The organism is Microbacterium sp. Y356, assembly GCF_059445355.1.
Window position 1 is genome coordinate 1 of sequence record NZ_JCAIUE010000005.1, and the last position, 21,440, is coordinate 21,440.

General features: G+C 61.1%; 26 protein-coding genes and 4 tRNA genes. 18 read left to right on the top strand and 12 right to left on the bottom strand.

Annotated features, from left to right (window positions below):
- Nucleotides 1-198: 198 nt before the first annotated feature.
- Nucleotides 199-1,086 carry an alpha/beta fold hydrolase gene (locus AC1C2Q_RS18275; protein ID WP_495451292.1) on the bottom strand — a complete coding sequence of 296 codons (888 nt, stop codon included), beginning with the start codon at nucleotides 1,084-1,086 and terminating at the stop codon, nucleotides 199-201.
- A 104-nt stretch (nucleotides 1,087-1,190) separates the two neighbouring features.
- Here AC1C2Q_RS18275 and AC1C2Q_RS18280 point away from each other — a divergent pair, with 104 nt between their 5' ends.
- The 4 genes from AC1C2Q_RS18280 (at nucleotide 1,191) to AC1C2Q_RS18295 (ending at nucleotide 4,279) form a co-directional block, all read left to right on the top strand.
- The gene (locus AC1C2Q_RS18280; RefSeq protein WP_495451293.1) at nucleotides 1,191-1,643 is read left to right on the top strand and encodes a MarR family winged helix-turn-helix transcriptional regulator; all 453 of its coding nucleotides are present in this window, start codon (nucleotides 1,191-1,193) and stop codon (nucleotides 1,641-1,643) included.
- Between the two features lie 614 nt (nucleotides 1,644-2,257).
- Complete coding sequence (locus AC1C2Q_RS18285) at nucleotides 2,258-2,593, top strand: hypothetical protein (protein WP_495451294.1); 336 nt, start codon at nucleotides 2,258-2,260, stop codon at nucleotides 2,591-2,593.
- A gap of 184 nt (nucleotides 2,594-2,777) precedes the next feature.
- Nucleotides 2,778-3,380 (top strand): helix-turn-helix domain-containing protein, encoded by a 603-nt coding sequence (locus tag AC1C2Q_RS18290; protein WP_495451295.1) that lies wholly within the window; start codon nucleotides 2,778-2,780, stop codon nucleotides 3,378-3,380.
- A 38-nt stretch (nucleotides 3,381-3,418) separates the two neighbouring features.
- A complete protein-coding gene (locus AC1C2Q_RS18295) occupies nucleotides 3,419-4,279 on the top strand; it encodes a hypothetical protein (protein ID WP_495451297.1) in 861 nt (286 codons plus the stop codon).
- A gap of 305 nt (nucleotides 4,280-4,584) precedes the next feature.
- Here the strand turns inward: AC1C2Q_RS18295 and AC1C2Q_RS18300 are convergent, their stop codons facing one another.
- A complete protein-coding gene (locus AC1C2Q_RS18300) occupies nucleotides 4,585-4,848 on the bottom strand; it encodes a hypothetical protein (RefSeq protein ID WP_495451298.1) in 264 nt (87 codons plus the stop codon).
- Between the two features lie 68 nt (nucleotides 4,849-4,916).
- Here AC1C2Q_RS18300 and AC1C2Q_RS18305 point away from each other — a divergent pair, with 68 nt between their 5' ends.
- Nucleotides 4,917-5,228, top strand: a complete 312-nt coding sequence (locus tag AC1C2Q_RS18305; RefSeq protein WP_495451299.1) for a hypothetical protein — start codon at nucleotides 4,917-4,919, stop codon at nucleotides 5,226-5,228.
- Nucleotides 5,229-5,231: 3 nt separating this feature from the next.
- Here AC1C2Q_RS18305 and AC1C2Q_RS18310 read toward each other — a convergent pair whose 3' ends face one another.
- On the bottom strand, nucleotides 5,232-5,633 hold the full coding sequence (locus AC1C2Q_RS18310) for a hypothetical protein (RefSeq protein WP_495451300.1): 402 nt from the start codon (nucleotides 5,631-5,633) through the stop codon (nucleotides 5,232-5,234).
- A gap of 76 nt (nucleotides 5,634-5,709) precedes the next feature.
- On the opposite strand from AC1C2Q_RS18310, the gene AC1C2Q_RS18315 reads away from it, so the two are divergent.
- The 3 genes from AC1C2Q_RS18315 (at nucleotide 5,710) to AC1C2Q_RS18325 (ending at nucleotide 7,706) form a co-directional block, all read left to right on the top strand.
- Nucleotides 5,710-5,994, top strand: coding sequence for a hypothetical protein (locus AC1C2Q_RS18315; protein ID WP_495451301.1), 285 nt, complete (start codon nucleotides 5,710-5,712; stop codon nucleotides 5,992-5,994).
- 174 nt (nucleotides 5,995-6,168) lie between these two features.
- Nucleotides 6,169-7,005 (top strand): hypothetical protein, encoded by an 837-nt coding sequence (locus tag AC1C2Q_RS18320; RefSeq protein ID WP_495451302.1) that lies wholly within the window; start codon nucleotides 6,169-6,171, stop codon nucleotides 7,003-7,005.
- A gap of 80 nt (nucleotides 7,006-7,085) precedes the next feature.
- A complete protein-coding gene (locus AC1C2Q_RS18325) occupies nucleotides 7,086-7,706 on the top strand; it encodes a hypothetical protein (RefSeq protein WP_495451304.1) in 621 nt (206 codons plus the stop codon).
- A 148-nt stretch (nucleotides 7,707-7,854) separates the two neighbouring features.
- Here AC1C2Q_RS18325 and AC1C2Q_RS18330 read toward each other — a convergent pair whose 3' ends face one another.
- From AC1C2Q_RS18330 to AC1C2Q_RS18350, 5 genes are all read right to left on the bottom strand, one after another.
- Nucleotides 7,855-8,034, bottom strand: a complete 180-nt coding sequence (locus AC1C2Q_RS18330) for a hypothetical protein (protein WP_495451305.1) — start codon at nucleotides 8,032-8,034, stop codon at nucleotides 7,855-7,857.
- Nucleotides 8,035-8,440: 406 nt separating this feature from the next.
- Nucleotides 8,441-9,331 carry a site-specific integrase gene (locus AC1C2Q_RS18335; RefSeq protein WP_495451306.1) on the bottom strand — a complete coding sequence of 297 codons (891 nt, stop codon included), beginning with the start codon at nucleotides 9,329-9,331 and terminating at the stop codon, nucleotides 8,441-8,443.
- A 22-nt stretch (nucleotides 9,332-9,353) separates the two neighbouring features.
- The gene (locus AC1C2Q_RS18340) at nucleotides 9,354-9,746 is read right to left on the bottom strand and encodes a hypothetical protein (protein WP_495451307.1); all 393 of its coding nucleotides are present in this window, start codon (nucleotides 9,744-9,746) and stop codon (nucleotides 9,354-9,356) included.
- A 594-nt stretch (nucleotides 9,747-10,340) separates the two neighbouring features.
- Entirely contained in the window at nucleotides 10,341-10,775 is a 435-nt protein-coding gene (locus tag AC1C2Q_RS18345; RefSeq protein ID WP_495451308.1) for a hypothetical protein, read from the bottom strand.
- Nucleotides 10,776-11,126: 351 nt separating this feature from the next.
- Nucleotides 11,127-11,199, bottom strand: a tRNA-Val gene (locus AC1C2Q_RS18350).
- A gap of 150 nt (nucleotides 11,200-11,349) precedes the next feature.
- Here AC1C2Q_RS18350 and AC1C2Q_RS18355 point away from each other — a divergent pair.
- The 3 genes from AC1C2Q_RS18355 (at nucleotide 11,350) to AC1C2Q_RS18365 (ending at nucleotide 11,645) form a co-directional block, all read left to right on the top strand.
- Nucleotides 11,350-11,421 (top strand) — tRNA-Gly (locus AC1C2Q_RS18355).
- Nucleotides 11,422-11,474: 53 nt separating this feature from the next.
- Nucleotides 11,475-11,545: transfer RNA gene (locus AC1C2Q_RS18360), tRNA-Cys, on the top strand.
- A 28-nt stretch (nucleotides 11,546-11,573) separates the two neighbouring features.
- Nucleotides 11,574-11,645 (top strand) — tRNA-Val (locus AC1C2Q_RS18365).
- Between the two features lie 80 nt (nucleotides 11,646-11,725).
- Here AC1C2Q_RS18365 and AC1C2Q_RS18370 read toward each other — a convergent pair.
- The 3 genes from AC1C2Q_RS18370 to AC1C2Q_RS18380 all read right to left on the bottom strand — a co-directional run bounded on the left by AC1C2Q_RS18370 (nucleotide 11,726) and on the right by AC1C2Q_RS18380 (nucleotide 15,232).
- Entirely contained in the window at nucleotides 11,726-12,022 is a 297-nt protein-coding gene (locus AC1C2Q_RS18370; protein ID WP_495428857.1) for a DUF7882 family protein, read from the bottom strand.
- A gap of 78 nt (nucleotides 12,023-12,100) precedes the next feature.
- Nucleotides 12,101-12,253 (bottom strand): hypothetical protein, encoded by a 153-nt coding sequence (locus AC1C2Q_RS18375; protein ID WP_495428858.1) that lies wholly within the window; start codon nucleotides 12,251-12,253, stop codon nucleotides 12,101-12,103.
- 213 nt (nucleotides 12,254-12,466) lie between these two features.
- Entirely contained in the window at nucleotides 12,467-15,232 is a 2,766-nt protein-coding gene (locus tag AC1C2Q_RS18380; protein ID WP_495451309.1) for an alkaline phosphatase family protein, read from the bottom strand.
- Between the two features lie 169 nt (nucleotides 15,233-15,401).
- Between AC1C2Q_RS18380 and AC1C2Q_RS18385 the strand changes: the two genes are divergently transcribed.
- Nucleotides 15,402-16,112: a GntR family transcriptional regulator gene (locus AC1C2Q_RS18385; RefSeq protein ID WP_495451310.1), complete on the top strand. Its 711-nt coding sequence runs from the start codon at nucleotides 15,402-15,404 to the stop codon at nucleotides 16,110-16,112.
- A gap of 18 nt (nucleotides 16,113-16,130) precedes the next feature.
- Here AC1C2Q_RS18385 and AC1C2Q_RS18390 read toward each other — a convergent pair whose 3' ends face one another.
- A complete protein-coding gene (locus AC1C2Q_RS18390) occupies nucleotides 16,131-16,688 on the bottom strand; it encodes a MarR family winged helix-turn-helix transcriptional regulator (RefSeq protein ID WP_495451311.1) in 558 nt (185 codons plus the stop codon).
- Nucleotides 16,689-16,760: 72 nt separating this feature from the next.
- Here AC1C2Q_RS18390 and idi point away from each other — a divergent pair, with 72 nt between their 5' ends.
- The 6 genes from idi to AC1C2Q_RS18420 are packed head-to-tail and all read left to right on the top strand — an operon-like array spanning nucleotide 16,761 to nucleotide 21,431.
- Nucleotides 16,761-17,303, top strand: coding sequence for an isopentenyl-diphosphate Delta-isomerase (gene idi, locus AC1C2Q_RS18395; RefSeq protein ID WP_495451382.1), 543 nt, complete (start codon nucleotides 16,761-16,763; stop codon nucleotides 17,301-17,303).
- Nucleotides 17,296-18,360 carry a polyprenyl synthetase family protein gene (locus tag AC1C2Q_RS18400; RefSeq protein WP_495451312.1) on the top strand — a complete coding sequence of 355 codons (1,065 nt, stop codon included), beginning with the start codon at nucleotides 17,296-17,298 and terminating at the stop codon, nucleotides 18,358-18,360. Before idi ends, AC1C2Q_RS18400 begins: the two co-directional genes overlap by 8 nt.
- Complete coding sequence (locus AC1C2Q_RS18405; protein ID WP_495428862.1) at nucleotides 18,357-19,223, top strand: phytoene/squalene synthase family protein; 867 nt, start codon at nucleotides 18,357-18,359, stop codon at nucleotides 19,221-19,223. The genes AC1C2Q_RS18400 and AC1C2Q_RS18405 overlap by 4 nt, the downstream gene beginning before the upstream one ends.
- The gene (gene crtI, locus AC1C2Q_RS18410) at nucleotides 19,220-20,779 is read left to right on the top strand and encodes a phytoene desaturase family protein (RefSeq protein WP_495451313.1); all 1,560 of its coding nucleotides are present in this window, start codon (nucleotides 19,220-19,222) and stop codon (nucleotides 20,777-20,779) included. The genes AC1C2Q_RS18405 and crtI overlap by 4 nt, the downstream gene beginning before the upstream one ends.
- Nucleotides 20,776-21,099, top strand: coding sequence for a lycopene cyclase domain-containing protein (locus tag AC1C2Q_RS18415; protein ID WP_495428864.1), 324 nt, complete (start codon nucleotides 20,776-20,778; stop codon nucleotides 21,097-21,099). Before crtI ends, AC1C2Q_RS18415 begins: the two co-directional genes overlap by 4 nt.
- Nucleotides 21,096-21,431, top strand: a complete 336-nt coding sequence (locus tag AC1C2Q_RS18420) for a lycopene cyclase domain-containing protein (RefSeq protein ID WP_495428865.1) — start codon at nucleotides 21,096-21,098, stop codon at nucleotides 21,429-21,431. Before AC1C2Q_RS18415 ends, AC1C2Q_RS18420 begins: the two co-directional genes overlap by 4 nt.
- The last annotated feature ends 9 nt before the right edge of the window (nucleotides 21,432-21,440 follow it).

Below are 21,440 nucleotides of genomic sequence, written 5' to 3' on the forward strand. Positions count from 1 at the left end.
CCCAACGGCGACAATGGTCGAACCATCGAGAACACCCCGCAGAACTCAGGGCGTTGCGCTCACCGCTTGAACTCGCCACCCATGGGTTTCGAGACACCGAGGTTGCTAGACACCTCTCACGTGAATCGGATTGCGAGGGGCGAGCTGCGCGGCACTATTTCTCGTGGTGCCCGCAAGAGCAACGGCCAATCGGAACGGTTAAGAGGCGTCGACGCGTTCGGTGAAGGCCAGGATCGCTTCGGCGAGGGCATCGGGGGCCTCGAGCGCGACGTAGTGCCCGATGCCTTCGAGCTGGACTGATTCGACGTCGCCCCTGACGACCTGGCTGAGTGTCCCGAAGGTGAAGGGGCCGCCGAAGCCGCCTACGGCAAGTGCGGGAACTGTGAGCGGGTTCGATTCGGCGAGGGCCTTGATGGTGTCGGCTTCGGCGAGCATCGACTGGTAGAGGCCAATGGCACCACGCCACCCGTCGATGCGGGAGTAAACCCGGACGAACTCATCTACATCATCGCTAGTGATCGAACCGCTCACCGCGGTCATGGAAGGGAATGCCCATTGCCCGAGGACCTCGTGCTCGCGTCCCGTGAAGAGCATCTCTGCAATTCCGGGGGCGGCGAGAACGCCGATGTGCCAGGAGCCGCCGTGGGTGATATCGCCCAGGCCTTCGAGTCCGAAGCCAGCCAGACCCATCTCGGTCGCCGTGAAGCTCGCAACGTCGTCGGGGAAAGTCGCGGCGAGCCGGAAAACGGTTCCGCCGGAGATGTCCTGGCCGGCCAGGTGAACAGGGCCCACATTGAGGCTCTGGATGAGCCGGTGCAGGTCTTCGGCGGCCGTCGCGCTGTCGAAACCGTCAATCGCAGTGGCGGAATCACCGAAACCTCGGAGGTCGACTGCGAAGACCCGGTGTGTTGTGGCCAGTAGCGGGATCAGTTTATGGAACGCCCACCACGACTCAGGGAAACCGTGGACGAGCAAGATCGGAGAGCCACTAGTCCCGGAAGAGACATAGTGCAGGGTCGTGCCGTTGACGTCGACGTAATGGTGATCCACGCCGGGGATAGTGGCGGGGGTGCCGTGTGCGCTCATGGTATTTCTCCCTATTTTTGGATAGCTAATCGACAATGTGGTTGTCATTCTGACACTGGACAACGTGGTTGTCAAAGTGCGCCTGGGCGGGATACTCTGGTCGAGTGGATGAAACTCGAGGTGCCGAGCTAGCGAAGCTCTTGCTAGATGGCTTCAACGCGATGGTTGAGGAAGTCGTCGCTGAGCTTGGACGCCGGGGCCACCCAGGAGTGACCGCCACACATGAGTTCGCATTGCAGGCTATCGACGGAGGAGCCCAGAGCGCGTCCGCGCTGGGTCGGAGCCTCAACGTGTCTAAGCAAGCCGCAGCAAAGTCCATTGCTGCCCTCGAAGAGTTTGGGTATCTCCAGCGGCAACGCGACCCAGCCGACGCCCGTCGGAAGGAGCTCCTCGTCACGTCTCGGGGCTACGAGATGATGACCATCGGGGCAGCAGCCTTCGATGAACTCCGCACACGCCTGTCAATACAGGTCGGCGCGGCTCAGCTTGAGGCCCTCGAGACGGTTCTGAAATCACTCACCGTGCCCGTCAATCTGGAGAGCAGTTCAATGGTCTGAACAATCGCCATTCCACGATCCGCGTCTGAAAACTATGTATTGGTTGGTGCCTACGCTGCAGTTTCCAGCAGCCTTTATCGCCAGCGGACATCCTCCGAGGCAACATCGAAACCACCGGCAAGCCGGACCTCCTACGGGTGGTCCCCGGGAAGCTCGCGGTTCTGAGCGCGCCGGATTGTGACGGTGTCCGTTTGGCTGTCCCGACTTTAGGCCCGATGACCGGGCGTCATACCCATGAGGTCGAGCGCGTCCTTATGGCGTCTCACAACCCTACGGATACGAGACGTGTCACCACGGATTCGCCCGTTGGAGGGTAATTCCGGAGATCACCCGGTGCGATCGAGTCTTACAACTATGTGTCACAACCTCTTGGTCGTATCGGAGTGCAAGCTCTTAGTTGTGAGACGCCAGAGAGCGCGGTTTGAAGCTGCTATTCGTGCGCTCTTGCGATGATCGTCGGGCGGGAGGTAGCGAGGGGCATCAGGTTCTCATTTACCCCTGCGAGCGTGTGCGCCACGAAGGTCGCGCGTAGCGTGCGAGAGGCGAGGCATCTCGAATCGTGCGACCGTGGTGCCCCGGGGAGACTGTTCGCATTCGTCGCGCATAGAGCAGCTATGAACAAGATCATGGCGCTGCTGTTTCACGATGGATTCACTGACGAGGAGAGGGAGGATCGCTCACGGGTGTGGAACGTTGATGTGCACGCCCGTTCGCGTGTGCAGTTCGCGTACACGGCGGATTACTCGGGGATCCTTGCAATCCGCCACCTGTCGACGACTGCTGATGAGGATGATCCGGAGGCGCTCGAGGGGTGCTTTAGCGTGTCCCCCAGGGGAGGGCATGGGCGGCGTTTTGACGTCTGTCCTGTCGCTGCCTGCCGGATCGGCGGGTTTACGGCGGGTGCGGTATATGTCAGGGGGAGTGCTGGCGGCGGATGTGGTTTTGTCTGAAGGAGAGTGGGAGCGTGCGCTGGTGCGGTGGAGTGACGGGGGAGTGTTCCTGCCGTAGCGCGAATCGCCCCTCACTCGGGGCGAGGAAGTCCGCAGCCAGCGGCCTCGGTCTCCAGACCGCCCGACGTAGGTGGTAGTGCTAATTGTTCCTGTCGGCGGCGGGTTGATGTTCGTATCATCAGGTATGGGTACTTCGGTTTCTTTTCAGCCCGAGCGCAGCGGCCTTGACCGCTTCGTCCGTGCTCTTCGAGAGCGTGGAGTTCCCGAAGAGCACGTCGCTACTGTGCTCGACGTGCTGGCGGAAATGGAATCGGCGGAGACACCGACGGACGCCGAGCTGGCGTTCCTTCGGACGGCCGGCATCCCCGCCGAAGTGTTCTTGGCTGAGGCCGCGCAGCAGAACGCCCTGTATCTGCTGTACTCAGAGACCGTCATCGCTGAAGAAACAGCCCGCACACTCATGTCGACGAAAGATGTTGCCGACATGCTTGGCGTCACTCCGGCAGAGGTGCGTGAACTCGCCGACAAGGGGGACATCATGGCTGCCGGTGAGATCGCTGGGCAAGCAGGTTATCCGCGCTGGCAGTTCACTAAGGCGGGCACGGTGGTTCCGGGCTTGCGTGAGATCCTGCATGCGTTTCCGCGCGACTACCACCCGCTCGATATCCAGCTGGTGATGACAACCGTGGACCCTAAGCTAGGGGACCGGTCGCCGAAGGAGCGGCTCGAGGCTGGCATGGATCGACACACTATCGTTCACTTGGTGGCCGATCTCTCGTACATGTAGACCCGCGCGTGTGGACTGATAGCCCGATTGGTGGAGCGATGGCAGATCCTTCCCTGGCTGAGGTCGCCGCCGAGCTTTACACGCTTCCCCCTTCCGAGTTCGTCGCCGAGCGAAACGCGCGCGCGAAACAGTCCTCGGATCGGGAGCTAGCCGAGCAGATTCGGTCGTTGCGGAAGCCGTCGATTACCGCAGCGGTCGTGAACCTGTTCGCTCAAGAGCGTGCTGATCGGCTCGGACAGGTGCTTCAGCTGGCCGCGGACCTCCGCGACGCGCAGGAGGGCCTCGATGCGCAGACGCTCTCAAAGCTCGGGAGTGAACGGCGCACGCTGACCCGTCAGCTCGCGCAGGAAGCAGTTGCGCTGTCGACGGCCCAGGGGTGGCGGGTCGCGGACGCCACGGTGCAGAGCGTTGAGCAGACGATTACGGCGGCGTTCTTTGATCCGGATGCGGCGGCTGCTGTCGCTTCTGGAAGGCTTCTTCGCGGGCTGGAACCGTCAAACGATTTACCGCTCGACTTCGACACGGTCCTCGGCGGTGGGGCACCGGGCCGAAAGGCAGTGTCTGTGACGGTTCCTGCGGATGAGGTGCGCGTGCGCCGTGAGCAGAGGGAAGCGGAGAAGGTCGTTCAAGCGGGGGAGCGAGAACTCGAACGTGCGCAGCGCGAGCAGTCGAAGGCGAACAGAGCGCGAGAAGCCGCCGCTGCGGACGTTCGGCGGCTGGACACGAACATCGAGGAGCTCAAGGCCGAATTCGAGCGGGCGAGAGGCGACGCAGAGAATGCTCGAATCACCGCGGAAGAGACAGCCGTCGATGCTGCAAAAGCAGATGAGCTCGTCCGCGACGCCGAATCCACCCTGAATGCCGCGCGCTTGGCACTTGAACGAAATCGGCAATCCTAAGTCGTGATGAGGATCCTGACGCCCGAATGCTTCTTGGAGACCCGGAGCCTGTATGGATGTTGCGCGCATCCTGTCGGGGCACTCGATATGGCCAGCGCATGATCGGAGTTGTTTTACGCTCCTACGCTGGTCCGGGGGCAACTCCCGAGCTGGCTGGGCATTCGCTCGTCATATGGCCCGTCACAGAGAACTGTGTAGCCGCTTTCGACGGGCGGTGCTAGGGCGCCGATTGCCGTTTCTGTTGCCTCCAGTGCCTCGCGGGACAAATTTCTGACAACAATCGAATACGTGGTCGCGGAAACCGTTCAGTAATCGTAAGCCCGATGCACGTGCCAACCGTCCTCGCCTTTGTAGACGTCGAAGATCAGCGACAAACCAGCGTCATCGGTTCCTTGGAACCTCCACCCATAAAGTCCAAGGATCGACTCCCGTGGGGCCTCCCAGATCGAATGTCTCAGGCGCGTGGGAGTGTCAGTGATCTCCCAACGCTTGCCTGCGTAGACCATCCGTGCAGGCACATCATCGATCATCCACAGGGTCACCTGGTGTTCGATAGTAGTAGTGCTCATGGGTAAAGAGAATAGAACACTTGTTCGAGACTTGCTACTCTTGATGTAGGCCGGAGGGAGGAGCCGGCATGGGTACTAGCAAGCGGCTCGCTGAGCATTACGATCTGCGCGCCGAGGAGAAACAGCTCGAACGCTACGCGAAGACTGCCGGGCCATTGCAGACCCTCAGCGAACAGGAGCTGGCACTGGACAAGGTCCCCCTGACTGTCTATCCCCGCCCTCAGCGAGTCAAAGCCTGGGTGCGGTTTGGGTCCCAGCATGCCCGGGTTACTGCTCTACTGGTGCGCAGTACAGAGACTGCTGTCGGCATCGAGTTCGAGATTGCGGAGAAGACCTACCGGTGTTGGGTCTGGGGTAACGCTGTTGAGCTGATGGGGTAGTGATCAGGGCACGAACACGTCGTTGTCGATGCCGAGCTGGAACAGCTCCCCGTCCCAGAGCAACTGTGCAACGCCGATGCCGATGACTGATGCGATGACCACGGCCAGAACCGCGAGAGCGATGCCACGACCGCGCTGTCCCTTCCATCCCAGCACCAAAAGAGTGACCAGTCCGACGAGGTGGGCCAAGACGAGTGGTACCCCACCCATGATTTCCCCAGTACCGGCCATGGTGGTTCCGGCTGCAAGAGCTTTGCTTTGTTCGGTCTGCGCCTCGAACTGCGCGAGGCCATACCAAGTCCATGCGACAGCGGCAGTTGGGACGCCCAGGACAGCGACCACGATGAATCCGATTCCCATACCGCCTGAAGGCGGGGTTTTCGTGGATACGTCAGGCCGAGTCATGCCCCTGATCCTAGGCATCTGCCCGGCAGCCGCGCTGTGAGTCATGAGCACGCGCAGCTTGGCTAGGCTCCCAGTCATGACAGAACGTCAGCAGCATCCGGCCTGGAAGTTCTGGCTGAGCATCCTATTCTGCTTCCTTCAGGTGGCCGTGGGCCTGCCGGCCATGGGGTACTTGATGTTTCGCGGGCTTGGCTGCGGACAGGGGTGCGACGCCGCGGGCTTCGGCTACGCCGTCTATGGCTTTTCCATGTTTGGCTTCGTAGTCGCACTCGCAAGCATCGTGCTGCTGTTCCTACTCAATAAGCGCACCTGGGCCTGGATGATCCCCGGTGTCGCCATCTTGATCGTCTTGATCTATTAGGCCAATGGGTTCAGGGTTCAAGTCCCTGGGGGTGCACGGATTAAGCCTCAGAGATCTCGCCATCTCCGGGGCTTTTTCTCTGTCCGGCGCGCTCACCCCGAAAGGCCGAACAGCGCGAAAACAGCGCGTGTGTCTCAGAGGGGCAGCGTCGGAAGCGTCGGCCAAGATAGGGATATGGCATGGTATCCAATGGGCAGCACTCCCGATAAGCAGGCGGCCCTTGTCTCTGGTATCCCGATGTGGATGCGTCGCCCGCTCGCCGAGTGGTTGGAACCGCTCATTACGCCGACGGGTTCACGCGAAGCCAAGATGTTGCGCGTCTTTGACCAGAAGCGGCGCATACCCGGCGTCCTGTACAGCGGAATGATGGAGGACTACGGGTTCCGCCACCTCGAATCACACCTCAACGACTATCCGAGCGAGTACATCCAACTACTGGACTTCATGGTTTACTCGCTCACGGCTGCTGACTACGACAGCACACTCAGCAACCTGGAGCGGATTCTCCTCGACTGCGGGTCAGAGTGGAAGATCGGGACACGCGCCGGTTCGGCCGGTCTGGAGAAGCGCGTGCCAGAAGGAGTGCAGGACGCCGCGGATACAGCGATTTCGACACCCGGCCACGCTGGCCCGCTGCTGTCAGAGGCTTGGCATGCAGTCTTCGGCGTGAACCCGAAGCCTGAGACGGGTTATCGCCAGGCGGTTCTCGCAGTCGAAGCCGCTGCTATCCCGGTCGTGATTCCGACCGACCCAAGCGCGACCCTCGGCAAGGTTTTCGCGGTGATGCGCGACCAGAAAGACTGGGCACTCGACATCAAGAAGCAGCACAAGGATTACCCAACCACGGCTGTGCTCTTGAGCATGGTGCAGATGCTCTGGGCAGGTCAGGGACGTCACGCGGGTCAGCCGGACTGGGTTCCCAACACACAGGCGGAGGCTGAGGCGGCGGTGGTGCTGGCGGTACCGCTGGTGCAGTGGTTCTCGTCTGGCGCTATCGCCCGTCGCCCCTAGATCGACCGCCGTAACGGAGTGACGTTCGCGGCGTCCGCCTCAGCTGCGCGGGTGTCGGCGGGCTAGGGCAGTATGAGCACATGCACATGGATGTAAACGACGCGGTCATCGCAGTTTCGACGGCGGACGTCTGGATTCAAGCCATCATCGCGCTCGTGACCCTCGGCGGTATTATCGCGTCCATCTGGATCGCGCGAAGCGGCCAGAAGAACGACCTCAAGCTTGCCAGGAGCGAGGCGGACAGGGCCGAGCGAGCCGATGCTGCCAGCCAAGCCGCATCCGAGCGATCCGAGGCCGCGAGTCGGCTGAGCATCGACACGATGACGCGTATCGCGGACGCGCTCGACAATCTCGCTGCCGACGGGATTAACGTCGGCGATCTGCACGTTCTCGGTACCGAGACTGCCTCTGCGAAGGTCACCTGGGTGCTCAGGCACTTTGAGGGCGACATGTACCTGCTTGAGAACGTCGGTGACGCGACGGCCTACGACGTGACCCTCGACGCTGATGAGACTCTAAGGCGGTTCGCGAGTGCGTGGGAGCCAACCCCTGAAGTCAAGTCCGGTGAGGTAGTGCAGTTCGGAGCCGTGCGGACTATGGGCACGCGTGACTCGACCATCACTGTGCAGTGGCGCAATGCTCCTGACGGCGAAGAGCAAACGTGGCGTTATCCGCTCCCGCCACGCCCACCCCGACGCTAGCCAAGTCTCCTGAGCGGAGCGATGACGCGCGAGTCTGCCTCTGCCGCCTTTATGATGTAGTCGAGGACATCCACATCAGGACGCGTGTCGAGCAGATGTCCGTACACGTCTACTGTCGTCTGTGAGCGCCCAGCGCTGTGGCGCTAGGTCAGAATGGCGTCTCGAAGCTCTTGAGGACGCGAGCCTCAAACGCTTTCAGGGCGGGGCGCTCATTGAGTCGGTCGTAGGCCTTTCGGATTGTGCGGGTGATGGCGGCGTTCGCTTGATCGACCTGCTGGTTGACGCGCTCGTCGGTGGTCAGCGGGTTCAGACCCTTGTTCTTGTCCATGATGTTGCCTCTCTCGTCGGTGCCACGTTGCGCGGCGTGGGACAACCTTCCGACACACCTTCCAAGTCGGCAACTGTGAGCGCCGATCAGCGCGAAAGTAGCGCGGCCCACTCAAACCGACGCCGACCAGTGGTGACCGATGCCGTCCGGATTTCCGCTGATTCGGCGGGGATCGGGCAGCACCGGTTGACCCGGTAGCCCATCCCCAGGCTCTCTTAATCAATGGGTTCTCGGTTCAAGTCCGAGGGGGTGCACGGAAAAGCTTCGAAGACTCTCGCCAGTCTTCGAAGCTCTTCAGTTTTCTACTGGATCCCTGAAAATACTGGAATCACAGCCGATAGGATGCTGTTCTCACATGCCCTGGAGCGACTGCTGAGTCACGCTTTCTCGGGTGAGCATTTGACTCTTAGGACACGCTGCGAGGTGTGGGCAAGTGATGAAATTCTCCACGGGCGAATTCGGAAACACTCGTTTCGTGCGCCTCCCCGGTGACGACGACACGTTGTCGTGACATACGAGCGTCTGGATGTCCGAGCATGTCTGTCGCGAGTCCGTTCATGGTCGTCGTCAAAGTGTGATTGCGGAACGATTCCAGCATGAGGCATTTCGGAGCAATATTAAGGGCTGTGAGCGCATCGATGTTCTGGTCACGGAAGGCTCGTAGCACGCGCCGAACCTTCGCGATCTTGATCGTTCCGCCGGAACGTCCCGGAAACAGCAGACAGTCTTCCCGCTCCGCAGTCGCGGTCAGCCGACGTTCAAATATCGGCCGCGCGAAGTTCGCTGCTGGAATAGTGCGGGTTTGATCAGCGTGTCTTGTGGCGTCTTGGCGATCAAGCCCGTCTCTCCGGAGAAGGGTGAGCGTCCCGTTGACGTCGATTTCCGGGTGCGGCGTCGACAGGTCGATGTCCTGCACTCGCAGACCAAGAATCTCCGACGGCCTCAGTGCCGTCGCCAGCATGAGCAGCATGAGGTCTTCAAAGAGCGCAATATCAGGGTTAACTCCTCCGGGACGGCCGGGGTGAACACCTAGCCACTTTCGTAACAAGCACACCAACCCTGCAAGCTGTTCATCGGACATCTCTAAGTGCTTCGTCTCGCTCCGCGGGAGCCTGGGAGCGTCGCGCACGGGATTCGTCGGCAGCGCGCCGTGTTCCACCGCGAGCGTGAACATTTGATTCAACACAGCCTTTGCGTTCCTTGCCTTTGATGGTGAGGATGTGGCCAGCGTGGCGAGGAAGCGGTTGCAGAACGCGACAGTAGCGACTCCGATGGGGACAGCGCCAATGGTCGACACGATAAGCGTTCTAACCGTGTTCTCATGAGCCTCGACAACGCTGTGCCGCCTGCCGCCTGCCGCCTGGAAACTTTTCGGATGCCCGCACCTGTTCGAGCCAATAGTCGGAAAGCTCCCGGATCGTCATGTCGGGCATCACGGGGTTGAATAGTCCCCTCCATGCGGAGTGAGCTTTTCGACCGATGCTACGCAGGGCGCCTTCTCTTGAACCGCTGCTTGAATCGAGGAAAATGAGTTCCCCGGCGAGGCCGCGGATCGAGACGCGTGCGTGCCATTTCTCACCATCGATGTGGACGGAGACTTTGCCGAGCTCGCCGGGGTTCTTACGGGGTTTCGCCATGATCGTTGATTCTTTCTGGGTCGTGTGACCCGATTTTTCATTTGGAGAAGAGCGGTCGCGCTTCTCCTGCTCCATGCGCGGTGTCTTTGTGGAGATCGGGACACTTGCGGTTTCGCCCGTTGCTGCGGGCCTCGGAGACTTACGTCCTCTATGCGCGGTGTCTTGATAGTTCGTGACACGGGCCGCGCTCGACGTTGCGCTGGCCGCAGCACTTTGATTTCTTCAAGAGCTGCGTTACATAAAGTGCATGAGGCTTCGTGCGACGCTGTCCCGAGACGCAGCGCTCGGGCATGCGGAACGGCCAGGGAGGCCTGCCGTAAATACGACGGCTTGTCATGCGGCAAGTAGAGGGAAATGAGGGACATGCGCCTTGCGCAGGTGTCGCACATTCGAACTGCATGGTCATGAAACTGTGATCCTGATGCTGTTCACCTGACGACAGGCATTCGTGATGCTGCGGATCCTCGAACGCACCTTGGAACTGCCGCTACCATGGCAGCGGCGCTTACTACGCGACTCTTGGCCGGCACATTCGCTACGCCGACCGTGCGCTCGTTGCGTTCATCAGCGCATCAAGCTCGGCACCCTAGGCGCCGAACTAGTTAGCTCTGCTCGAGCGCTCGTCAAGGGATATGACCCTTCCAATGCTCAGGACAAGGCGTCCGACTGTCAGTTCGGCGTGGATGCGAAGAACCGGAACACCTGCGACCGCCGGTACCTGCGGGAGTACCTGCGGGCCTCGCCTTTGATGAAGAGTCCTTGCTCGGAGGCCTCCACCACCTGGTACTCGTGCAAGCCGAACATCTCCGCGACCTGAGCGGCGGTCATCCACCCTTCGGCGGCCTGAGCTCTGGCGTACTCGGCGATGACGTCGCGGCGATAGTGCACCGTTCGGCCGACCTTCAGGTAAGCAGGTCCTCGTGCGCCTTTGCGCCCTTGCGCAAGTGCCTCCGTGGTCGTGCCCAGCGTTCTGGCGGCCTCGGAGGGGGTCATGGTCATGGATTCGATTGGCGTCGGGGGCTTCATGGTGGCTCTATGCGCGACGAGACGGATACGGGCGGGAGAGCGATACGCGGGCGTGCTGGCATTGGTCGTGGTTGTCATGCTGTAGATGTACGCGGCGGATACGCAAAGCGCCTCAGCACGTGCTTCCGAGCCCGCGCGGGAGGGATTCTTCGACGTGCGCGCGCGGTCGTGTCGGGCCGACGGAGATCAGGCTTCCCTCGCTCCGGATACGGGGACTGAGATCGCTCGGCCGAGAATCTGTCGCTACTCGGTCGTACGGCGAGCTGACGCTTGCCCACGTCTGATGACAGATGATCACAGTCGATGACCGCAAGCGTGCCCAATTCTTGCCCACCGTGTCCCATGAGCTTTTTGTAGGGACCTCGAGACGCGATTTCGGCCAAACGCAGAAAAACCCCGGAATTCCGGGGTTTTTAGGGCAATTTTTTGTGGGCGATGCGGGACTTGAACCCACGACCTCTTCCGTGTGAAGGAAGCGCGCTACCAACTGCGCCAATCGCCCATGACCCAAGGGGTCGAGAAACGATACTACCGGAACGATTCGGGCAGATTAGACCAAACTGTGAGACACGCGCGAGATCCGACTTGAGTTTTGCGCCTCGGGAATCATCGGCTAATGTTTTACGAGTGCCCGGTTCGCCGGAAACAAAATGCGGATGTAGCGCAGTGGTAGCGCATCACCTTGCCAAGGTGAGGGTCGCGAGTTCGAATCTCGTCATCCGCTCGAGTGTAGAGAGTTTCTTTTTGAGGCTCACAGCACGTGGGGTCAATCCACACGGTGGCGTGGCCGAGCGGCTAGGCACCGGCCTGCAAAGCCGTTTACACGGGTTCGAATCCCGTCGCCACCTCACTGTCACAACTGAATAGCCTTTATAGGCGCGATTGGCGCAGCGGTAGCGCGCTTCCCTGACACGGAAGAGGTCACTGGTTCGATCCCAGTATCGCGCACACACAAAACCCCCGGATTTCCGGGGGTTTTTTCGTGTGCCGTCATCTTCTGGTTCTGGGAACCACCCGGGTAGGTCTCGTTAGACGAGTTGGTCGAGGACAAGCTCGCCGCGGGCGTTGAGGAGTTCCATCATGTGCTCGACCCTTTTTGCATCGATCGTGGGCATCTTGGGGTCATCGAACGCGAAGACCAGAGGGATGCTCGGGTGCATCCAGATTGTGAGGCGACCGGCAGGGCTCGTCTCGTCTGTCAGCCAGGTCATCATGAAGCTCTCCTGACGGCGAAGCTTTGTCCCGATCACGATTTTCAGGTGCGCCAACGTTTCGTCGTCGACGTCGATCGGAGGGCGAGAGCTGTTGTACTCGAGTGTTCCCATGGAGTGAACATTACTCGTCCTGGGAACGACGAAAAGCCCCTCCCTGGCACGAAGGCCGAGTGAGGGGCTCATCGTTGTTCAGCCGCCCGATGGGTTTTCGAGTGGCATGCCTTCATCGTCGGTGGTCTCATCCTCGAGTATCTGTTCAGTGTCCTCAGGGGCACCACCGGAAGCGGTGTCAGCTTCCTCATCGCTGCCGGGGGTTCCTTGAGTGTTCTTCGGATCGCTCATCATCTCTCCTCTTGATTGGTCTGGTTACGGTACGTCGAGACGTGCGTAGTGATGAGGGGGTTGACCTCGCCCCAACAGAAGGCGACACTGCGAGGTGGGTCAGTTCCGACCCCCGCATCCGGTTAGTGGGGGAATGGTTTCCCGGACCCGCGGGAAACAACAGGATCCGGCATCCCCGAGGGAATGCCGGATCCAGTCGAGGATGCCGCAGCGTTAGTGCTTCGGCTTCTTCGAGCTCAGCTCGAACTCCACGATCTTCACGTTGCCGGCGACGTCGTGTACTTCAAGGACGTTCTGTCCCTTCACAGCGCCGTCTTTGCCGGGCTTGATCTTCTTCAGAGTGATCTGCGTGCTGTTCGCCAGATCCTTCTCGACCCCGTTCAGAACGATTTTGTCCACCTGGTGCTCGTCGGTCACGACGAAGCTCACCGAGTCGTGGCCACCTTTCTTGCCTTTCGGCTCGGGCTTCATGGTCGCCTCTGGCGCAGTCGTGTCCAGTGTGAAGTTCAGGGTCGTCACGTTGCCGGCGAGGTCGTACACATCGAGCACGTTGCCGCCCTCGACACCGCCGAAGACTCCGGGCTTCACACCATTCAGATCACTCCAGGTGTTGTCCGTGAGGTCCTTTTCGGCTCCGTTGAGCACGATCTTGTCGATCTTGCCGTCATCGAACAGCTTGAAGCCCACCTCGCGGTAGATTCCCTCGGCGCCCAGCGACTCCTCCTTGACCGTCACCGTCGGCGCGGTCTGGTCGCTCGGGGTAGATACCGTGTGGATCTCGGGAGAGTCGATCGCCCAGTATCCATCCTTCGCGGCATCCGTCGCCGTCAGCTGCCAGCCAATGCGCACACTCGACGACGCATCCGGAGCCGTTGTGTTCAGCGCAGTCGGCAGGCTCACATCGAATAGGGCTCCGGCAGCAGCATCCTGCTCCCACAGCACTGTCTGAGTGCCGTCATCAAACTCGGCGACGACCCGCGCGTGCTGCGAACCTCCGGCGTGCTGGCGGTAGTGACTGACGAACGACAGATCAACAGCCGTTCCCGCATCGACACCCTGCCAGGGAGACCACAGCGTCGAGTCGAACGGCTCGGTCGGGTCGCCCAGATCGCTCCACTCGTCCGGATCGGCGACCGCAATAACATCTCGTCCGCGCACGAACGAGCCGCGGCCTTCGCCTTCCTGGCTGGTCGTCCAGAACTCGCCCGAAGCGAACGACCACCCGCGGTATTCAGCTACGCCGCCTTCTGTCTTCTCATCGATCGTCCAGTCGGTCGGCGTCTGCTTCGTCCAGCCGCCGGCGTCGGCGGGCTTTGCTGCCTCATCGACCACAGCGCCCAGTTGATCCTTCACGGTGTCGAACGGATCGGTCGAAGCCGTGCCGATCGGGATGCCGTCAAGACCCCACGCGGGGTCGATGGCGACGCCCATGTGGTCGAGGATCGTGGCCGCGACATCGACCTGCCGGTACTCGCGATCCGCGGGACCTGCAGGAATGCCGTCGCCGACTGCCAGCGTCCACACCTTGCGGGTGAGGTGCTGGTCGCCACCGTGGCCGGTGCCGGTGAATCCGTGATCGGTGGAGGAGATGATCAGCCAGTTCTCCTCGTCATAGGTCTCACGCGACTTCACAGCACGCACGAGCTCGCCCACGCGGCGGTCGAGGTTCTCGATCGCGATCTTGTACTCGATCGACTCGGCGGTGCAGCAGTGCCCGGTCGCGTCGCCATCATGCAAATAGACGAAGAGCGCATCGGGGTTGCGAGTGGTGAGCGCCTCGACGGCGTCGTTGGTGCTCATCTGATCGGTGACCTTCGTGCCCGCACCGGTCTGCTGCAATTTCACGTCTGGCGCGTCGAGGATGAACTGGTTGATCGGAGACCAGTCGAGCGTCGTGAACGTCGAGAAGTCTGGGTTGGCCGTTTCCAAGCGGTCGTAGACGCTGGGGTACTGGTCGATGTGGATGTCGACGAAGTTGTTGTCCTCGACGCCGTGCTTGTCGCTCCAGACACCGGTGAGCATGTTCGAGTGTCCGTTGCCGGAAACTGTCGGTCCCAGAATGTTGTCGTGCATGTAGGAGATGCCGAACGAACCCTGTTCGGCGAGCGCGTCGATGTTCGGGGTGTCGTACTTGACGAGCTCGTCATAGCGCACGCCGTCGAAGTCGATGAAGAGAACCTTGTTCTCGCTGATTCCGTTCGGTACGTCGGCCGGGCTCGGCGGTGCCGGCGGCATCGGAGCCTCGGTGCCTTCACGCGGCAAGTCATCCACCGAGATATTGTCGATCGCCCAGTACCAGTCGTTGTGCGCGTTCTCGATGACGTAATCGAGTTGCATAGACGTCGCACCCTCGGGCACGTCGATCGGAACGGTCAGAGCTCGGTTCTCGAGGTAGACCTGGTCACCCAGCGAAGCCGTGCTCCACTCATACAGCCGGGTGGGAGCGCCGCCATCGAAGCGCACATCGAGGGCACCGATCTGGTCGCCCGTCTGCCGGTAGCTGGAATCGAAGTTTGCGTGCACCGTCGACTTCGAGGTGACGTCGATCTCCGGCGTCGTCAGCGTGCTCTCCCACAGGGTCGAGTCTCCGCCGCCGGTGATGGAGTCGCTCCACTCGTCGTTCTCAGCGACGGCGAGCACACCGGAGGCCTTCGTGAAGTTTTCGCGACCCTGCGCGGTCTGCGCCGCGGACCAGAACTCGGGTGTGGCGAAGGTCCAGCCGCGCCACTCCGTGACGCCTGTGGTCTCGATGCTGGGCTCGTTCGTGACGGTCCAGCCTTCGGGGGTGGTGTCCGTCCATCCCAGCAGATCCACCGGGATGTGCTTCTCGTCGACTCGCGGCTGCAGCGCAGACTCGAGTCCATCGAAGTTCTCCGCGAAGGATGCCGCGGTCGGCTCTGCGGCGAAGGCCGATGTTGCAGGCGCAAGCAAGGCGACGAGCGCGGTCGCTCCCACCCCTAGCTTTATTGCTTTGTGCATGGTGTTCCCTCCAGTCGAATGGACCATTCCTGTCTGACAGTGGCGAGCCAGGGGGTACATGGCGGGGTGAAGTGATGTGCACGTGATGAACGGATGCTGTCGGTGCTGACTGCTTGCACGCACAAGGTCAGGTCACACACCGTTCATCTCGCATGGGCACACTCGCGCCATGTCGACCGTTCAGTTCCGAGAGATCGCTGACGTGCTCGGCGTGGAGATCGAACAGCTCGCGCCCGGCGCGCGAGTGACGAGCGAGCACCAGATCGCCGACCGGTTCGGCGTCAGCCGCGCCACGGCCCGCGCTACGCTCGAGGAGCTTCGTCGACGCCAGCTGGTGCGGCGTACACAGGGCCTCGGTACATTCCGCGCAGGACGCATCGACTACCGCATCTCGTCGACACGAACACCTTCCTGGTCCACGACGGTTCGCGAGGCCGGCGCAGAGCCGCGCTCGGTCGTGCAGTCCTGCGATTCGATGTCCCCACCCGCCGATGTGGCCGAACGGCTGGGCGTGGATGTCGATTCCGCCTGCTTCGAGCTCCGTCGACGCTCCTTCGCCGATGGGCTGCCCGCCGCCTGGGGGAGCGAGTGGGTGCCGGTCGATGTGGTGCCGGAGCTACCGACCGCTCTACGATTCGAAGGATCGTTAGACAGGATCCTCCGCGACATGACGAAGGGCGAGCCCAAGCGGGCATCCTTCGTGGCCAGCATGGACATCGCCTCCGCCGAGGTGGCACGCGAACTCGATCTGAGGAGGGGCGACCTGGTCTGGTTGGTCGAGAGCGTCAATCGCGATGCCGTCTCTGGCCGCGCGCTGTGCTTCACCCGGCGCTGGATCCGCGCAGATGCGATTCGAGTGGTGTTCGAACTCGGCGACTGATCTGGCTGGGGACGCGCCTCAGTGGCTGTCGCCCAGCTCACCCTGGGGATGATCGGACTCGGCGAGATCCATGAGAAAGCGAATCACTATTTCGCGGTCATCCGTGCTCATTCCGGCAGCGACGGCAAATCGGCGGGCGTGTTGGCGGCCGATTGTGTTGTGAGCTGATTCTCGTGTGTGCTCCGTGACTTCGATACACATTGTTCGTCGGTCGCTCGGATGCGGTACGCGAACGAGATGGCCTCCGGCGACGAGACGGTCCACCAGTTTCGTCGTAGATGCGCTGGATATCCCGACTTCTCGTGCGATGTCCTTCGGCGTGACGATCTGATTCTGCTTCTGAGCTCGCATGATCATCCGGATCGCCCGCATGTCGCTTTCGTTGAGCTTCATGTATCGCTTGGATGCCTCGGACAGAGTGCGGGCGGCTTCTTGCCACTCGCGAAGTGCTTCCATGACGCGGATGCTCTGGTCGAGCTCCTGATCGGAGAGCCGTTGACGGTCAATGAGGTCCGAATCGCTCGAAAAGTAGCTCAGCTGTGAGCTTTGTGGAACTTTCTTGTCTGATTCGGTCACTTTCACAGCATACATTTCTTATGCTACGTTAAACTCTCGCTTAGCTAACGAAACGGAGGTCAAGTGATGGAGATGGTCGTTCTGGTCGACAGCAACGGATGCCCCGTCGGCATCCAGAGTAAGGAGAGTGTACATGGGGTCGATACGCCGCGGCACCTTGCATTTTCCTGCCACGTCGTTGATGCTGATGGGCGTCTTCTCGTGACCAGACGCGCGCTGGAAAAGAAGACGTGGCCAGGTGTCTGGACCAACGCGTTCTGCGGCCACCCGGGTCCTGGTGAGACGCTTGAGAGTGCGGTGAGACGTCGCGCCGCTTTCGAACTCGGACTCACCGTCGACAGGATCGTATGCGCGCTTCCCGATTTCGGATACTCCGCGCGCGATGCCTCAGGGATTGAGGAAAACGAACACTGTCCGGTATTCATCGCCCAGGCGGCGTCAGCCTTGGATCCGAACCCCGCTGAGGTGGCCGAGACGCAGTGGACGACGGTGTCGGCGCTCACCTCCGCAACGGAAGCGGCTCCCTGGGCATTCAGCCCTTGGCTGATCGAGCATCTTCCTGCGCTTACCTCACATTTCCCCGCTGCTGCCTTGGACGTTGATGATGATGTCTGACTCGTCTACTCGGGTCGACGACATCGCTCTCGCCTTCGAGTCGAGGCTGATGGAAGTGCTTGCGAAGGGTCGTGAACGTTCGCGAGATTTCTCCGCTCCGTACACGAAGCTTTGGGAATCTCTGGAACGGATGGCGGCGGGTGGGAAGAGAATTCGACCACGCTTGCTCATGGGCGCATATGAAGCGCTCGGAGGTATCGACGAGCGTGTCGCCGTGGATGCCGCATGCGCGATGGAACTTCTACATATCGCACTCGTGATCCACGACGACGTCATCGACAAAGACTTGATGCGGCGCGGCGAGATGAATATCTCCGGACGGTTCGCATCGGAAGCGATGCTCCGTGGAACCACACGAAGGGACGCAAACGCCTGGGGCGAGGCATCATCGCTACTTGCCGGTGACCTCATGCTCACCCTCGCGCATTCACTTCTCGCGCGGCTCGACATCCACGACGAGCGACGGCAAGCAGTTCTCGATGTTTTCGATGACACTGTATTCGAGAGCGCAGCGGGAGAACACTACGACGTTTGGCTCAGCATGCGTCTCCAGCAGGCGACTGCGCAGGATGTCCTGGCGATGGTCGATCAGAAGACCGCCGCGTATTCGTTTCAAGCCCCGCTTGTACTCGCGGCGATTCTTGCCGGCTCCACGACGAGCGTCATCGACGAGTTGACGGCCATCGCCCGGCGGATCGGTGTCATCTACCAATTGCGTGATGACGTACTCGGCCTATTCGGAGACGAACGAGAAACCGGCAAATCAACTATCAGCGACCTGCGTGAAGGGAAAGAGACCCTCCTGATCGCATATGCACGCTCTGACGTGGCGTGGGCGGAGGTCGAATCCCTCTTCGGCGACAGCGCACTCAGCGTCGCCGACAGCCGTCGGCTCAAGCGGGTGATCGAGGAATCAGGAGCACTGGTTTTTGTGGAATCCTTCATCCGCGAACGTTGTGATGAGGTCCACCAGCTGGTCCGGGAAGCGGCTCTGCCCGCAACGCTGAAAAGCCAACTGCTCACTTTGACCTCCGCCTGCAATTCGCGTGTCTCATGAAAAACACAGACCTCGATCTCTACAACGCGACGGCGACTGCCGCCGCCTCAACCGTCATCCGTGAATACTCGACATCGTTCGCGTGGGCTAGCCGTCTGCTTGATGCCCCCGTGCGGGATCACATAGCCCGCATCTACGCACTGGTGCGCATCGCCGACGAGCTTGTCGATGGTCCGGCAGAGATGGCCGGAGTAGATACTCGAACGCGCGCAGTGCTGCTCGATGAACTCGAAGCAGAGACCGAACGGGCCTTGCGGCTGGGCTTCAGCACAAACCTTGTGGTGCACGCGTTCGCGTTGAGCGGGCGAGAACATGGGATCGGCATGGACCTGTGTCAACCGTTCTTCGCTTCGATGAGACGAGATCTCGAATCCGCGGTGTTCACCCAGACAGAGCTCAACGACTATATCTACGGCTCCGCCGAAGTCGTCGGACTCATGTGTCTGGCCGTCTTCGAATCTGGCATGAATCGCGAGGACGACGAGCGCGGGCGACTCGACCGCGGTGCCCGCAGCCTTGGCGCAGCGTTCCAGAAGGTCAACTTCCTCCGCGACTTCGCTGGAGATCATGATGACCTCGGCCGTGCGTACTTCCCAGGGACAGAGAACGAACTGACTGAGGCGGCCAAGGCCGACATCGTTGCATCCATCAGGGACGACTTGCGCGTCGCGGACGAATCGATTCCGCTTCTGGCTCCAGGCTGCCGGGCGTCGGTATGGGCCGCGCGGGCAATGTTCGGTGAACTCGCCGACCGCATTGAGTCGACACCGGTGTCTGAGCTGATCAAAACCCGGGTACGAGTTCCGAATTCCGTGAAAGCGCGGATTCTGGCTCGTGCGCTCGCAATGAAGGCAATCCGGTGAAGGCGTCCCGCGTCGTCGTCATCGGTGGAGGGGTCAGCGGGCTCGCCACCGCCTGTCTTCTTGCCCGGGACGGACATCAAGTGACGGTGCTCGAGAAGAACAGCGAACTCGGTGGAAGAGCAGGGGCATGGGAACAGGACGGATTCACCTTTGACACCGGTCCCTCCTGGTACCTCATGCCCGAGGTCTTCGAACACTTCTATCGCATGATGGGCACGACAACGGCGGAACACCTCGACCTGGTGCCACTTCAACCCGGCTACCGCATTTATGGCGAGCCAGAAGGGCGAGAGGCAGAGCGTCCTATTGATGTGCGTTCAGGGGCGGACGCGGCTGCAACGCTGTTCGAGAGCCGTGAACGCGGGGGAGGCGACCGAGTTCGCAGGTATCTTGCGTCTGCGACCAGGACCTATCACGCGGCGGTGAGCTCGTTCCTCTACAACCCGTTCTCTTCATGGCGAGACTTCCTGTCGGCGAAGGTGCTCACCTCCGTGCCCGCCGTTCTCCCGCTGCTCACGCGTTCGCTGTGGACGTTCATCGCGCGCCGTTTCGATGACGTGCGCCTGCGCCAGATCCTCGGCTACCCTGCGGTGTTCCTCGGCACATCACCGTTTGACGCACCCGCGCTGTACCAACTGATGAGTCACATGGACCTGGTGGATGGGGTCAAGTACCCGCTCGGCGGATTCCGAAGTTTCGTCACCTCGCTCGTCGAGATCGCAAGGGAGAACAACGTCGAACTTCTCACCGACAGCGATGTCTTCACCATCACCAGTGAAAGCGGTTCCGTTCGCTCAGTCGGTTTCACGCGGGACAGTCAGATGCGGTGGCTCCACGCTGACATCGTCGTTTCGGCGATCGACGAACACCACACCGAGACGGTGCTGCTCAAGGAAGCCGACCGTTCCTACCCACCGAAGCGGTGGGACAAGCAGGTCTCCAGTCCGAGCGCCGTACTCATCATGCTGGGTGTCGATGGGGCGCTGCCGGAACTGCTGCATCACACGCTGTTCTTCTCCAACGACTGGCACGACAATTTTGAAGCGATCTTCGGAACGTCGACGCGTATTCCCAAGGCACCGTCACTGTATGTCTGCAAGCCGAGCGCGACCGACGACGATGTGGCCCCGGATGGCCATGAGAACCTGTTCGTGCTCATTCCGCTGCCACCGGACACCACCATCGGGCATGGCGGAACTGGCTCCTCTGGCGATGAGCTGGTGACTGCGGTCGCTGACCGCGCCATCGACCAGATCGCTACGTGGGCGGGCATTCCCGATCTGGCATCGCGCGTCGTCGTGCGACGTACCGTGGGTCCTGCGGACTTCGCCGAGCAGTTCAACACGTTCCGAGGGAGCGCCCTCGGGCCTGCCCACACACTGGGTCAGAGTGCGTTCTTTCGCGGCGTGACTCGTTCCCGTCGGGTTGATGGCCTCTTCTACACAGGTGCGACCTCCGTGCCGGGAGTCGGGCTGCCGATGTGTCTCATCAGTGCAGAACTGGTCCTCAAGCACGTGCGAGGCGACCACTCGCCAGGACCACTGGAGGAGTCATGAGTGGTGTCTATGCGGCATCGCTGCTTGTCAGCGCAGTGTGTCTTGTGCTGCTTGACCTGCGCTTCGCGCTCGTGTTCCGCCGTAGTCCGCTGATCGGGGGAGTGGCGCTCGTCATCGGCGTCATTTTCTTCATTGCATGGGATGCCGTGGGCATCGGTCTCGGAGTGTTCCGGCATCTCGATTCACGATGGGCAACCGGCATTCTTCTTGCGCCGGATTTCCCGGTCGAAGAACTCCTTTTCTTGGGGTTTCTCTGCTACCTCACGCTCATTCTGATGAGCGGCTGGCAACGCTGGCGAGAGAGGGAGGACAACCGATGACATATCTGGTCATGTCGCTGCCCTTCGTCGGCACAGCACTCATCGTCTTCGCTGTCGGTGTCGTTCATGCGGGGCGGCGAGGAACCGTAACGCGGTACTTCTCCTCGTGGGCGGTGACAACGGCCGCGCTCCTGGTGCTGACTGCCGTGTTCGACAACGTGATGATGGCGGCCGGATTCTTCGATTACGGCGCCGATGAGATCTCCGGCATCCGGTTTGGTCTCATGCCAGTAGAGGACTTTCTCTATCCGATTGCCGGCGCTCTGCTGATCGCCGGAGTCTGGCAGCTGTTCGGCGGAGCACAAGAGAGGAGAGCTGGCACCGATGTCTGATGGCTCATC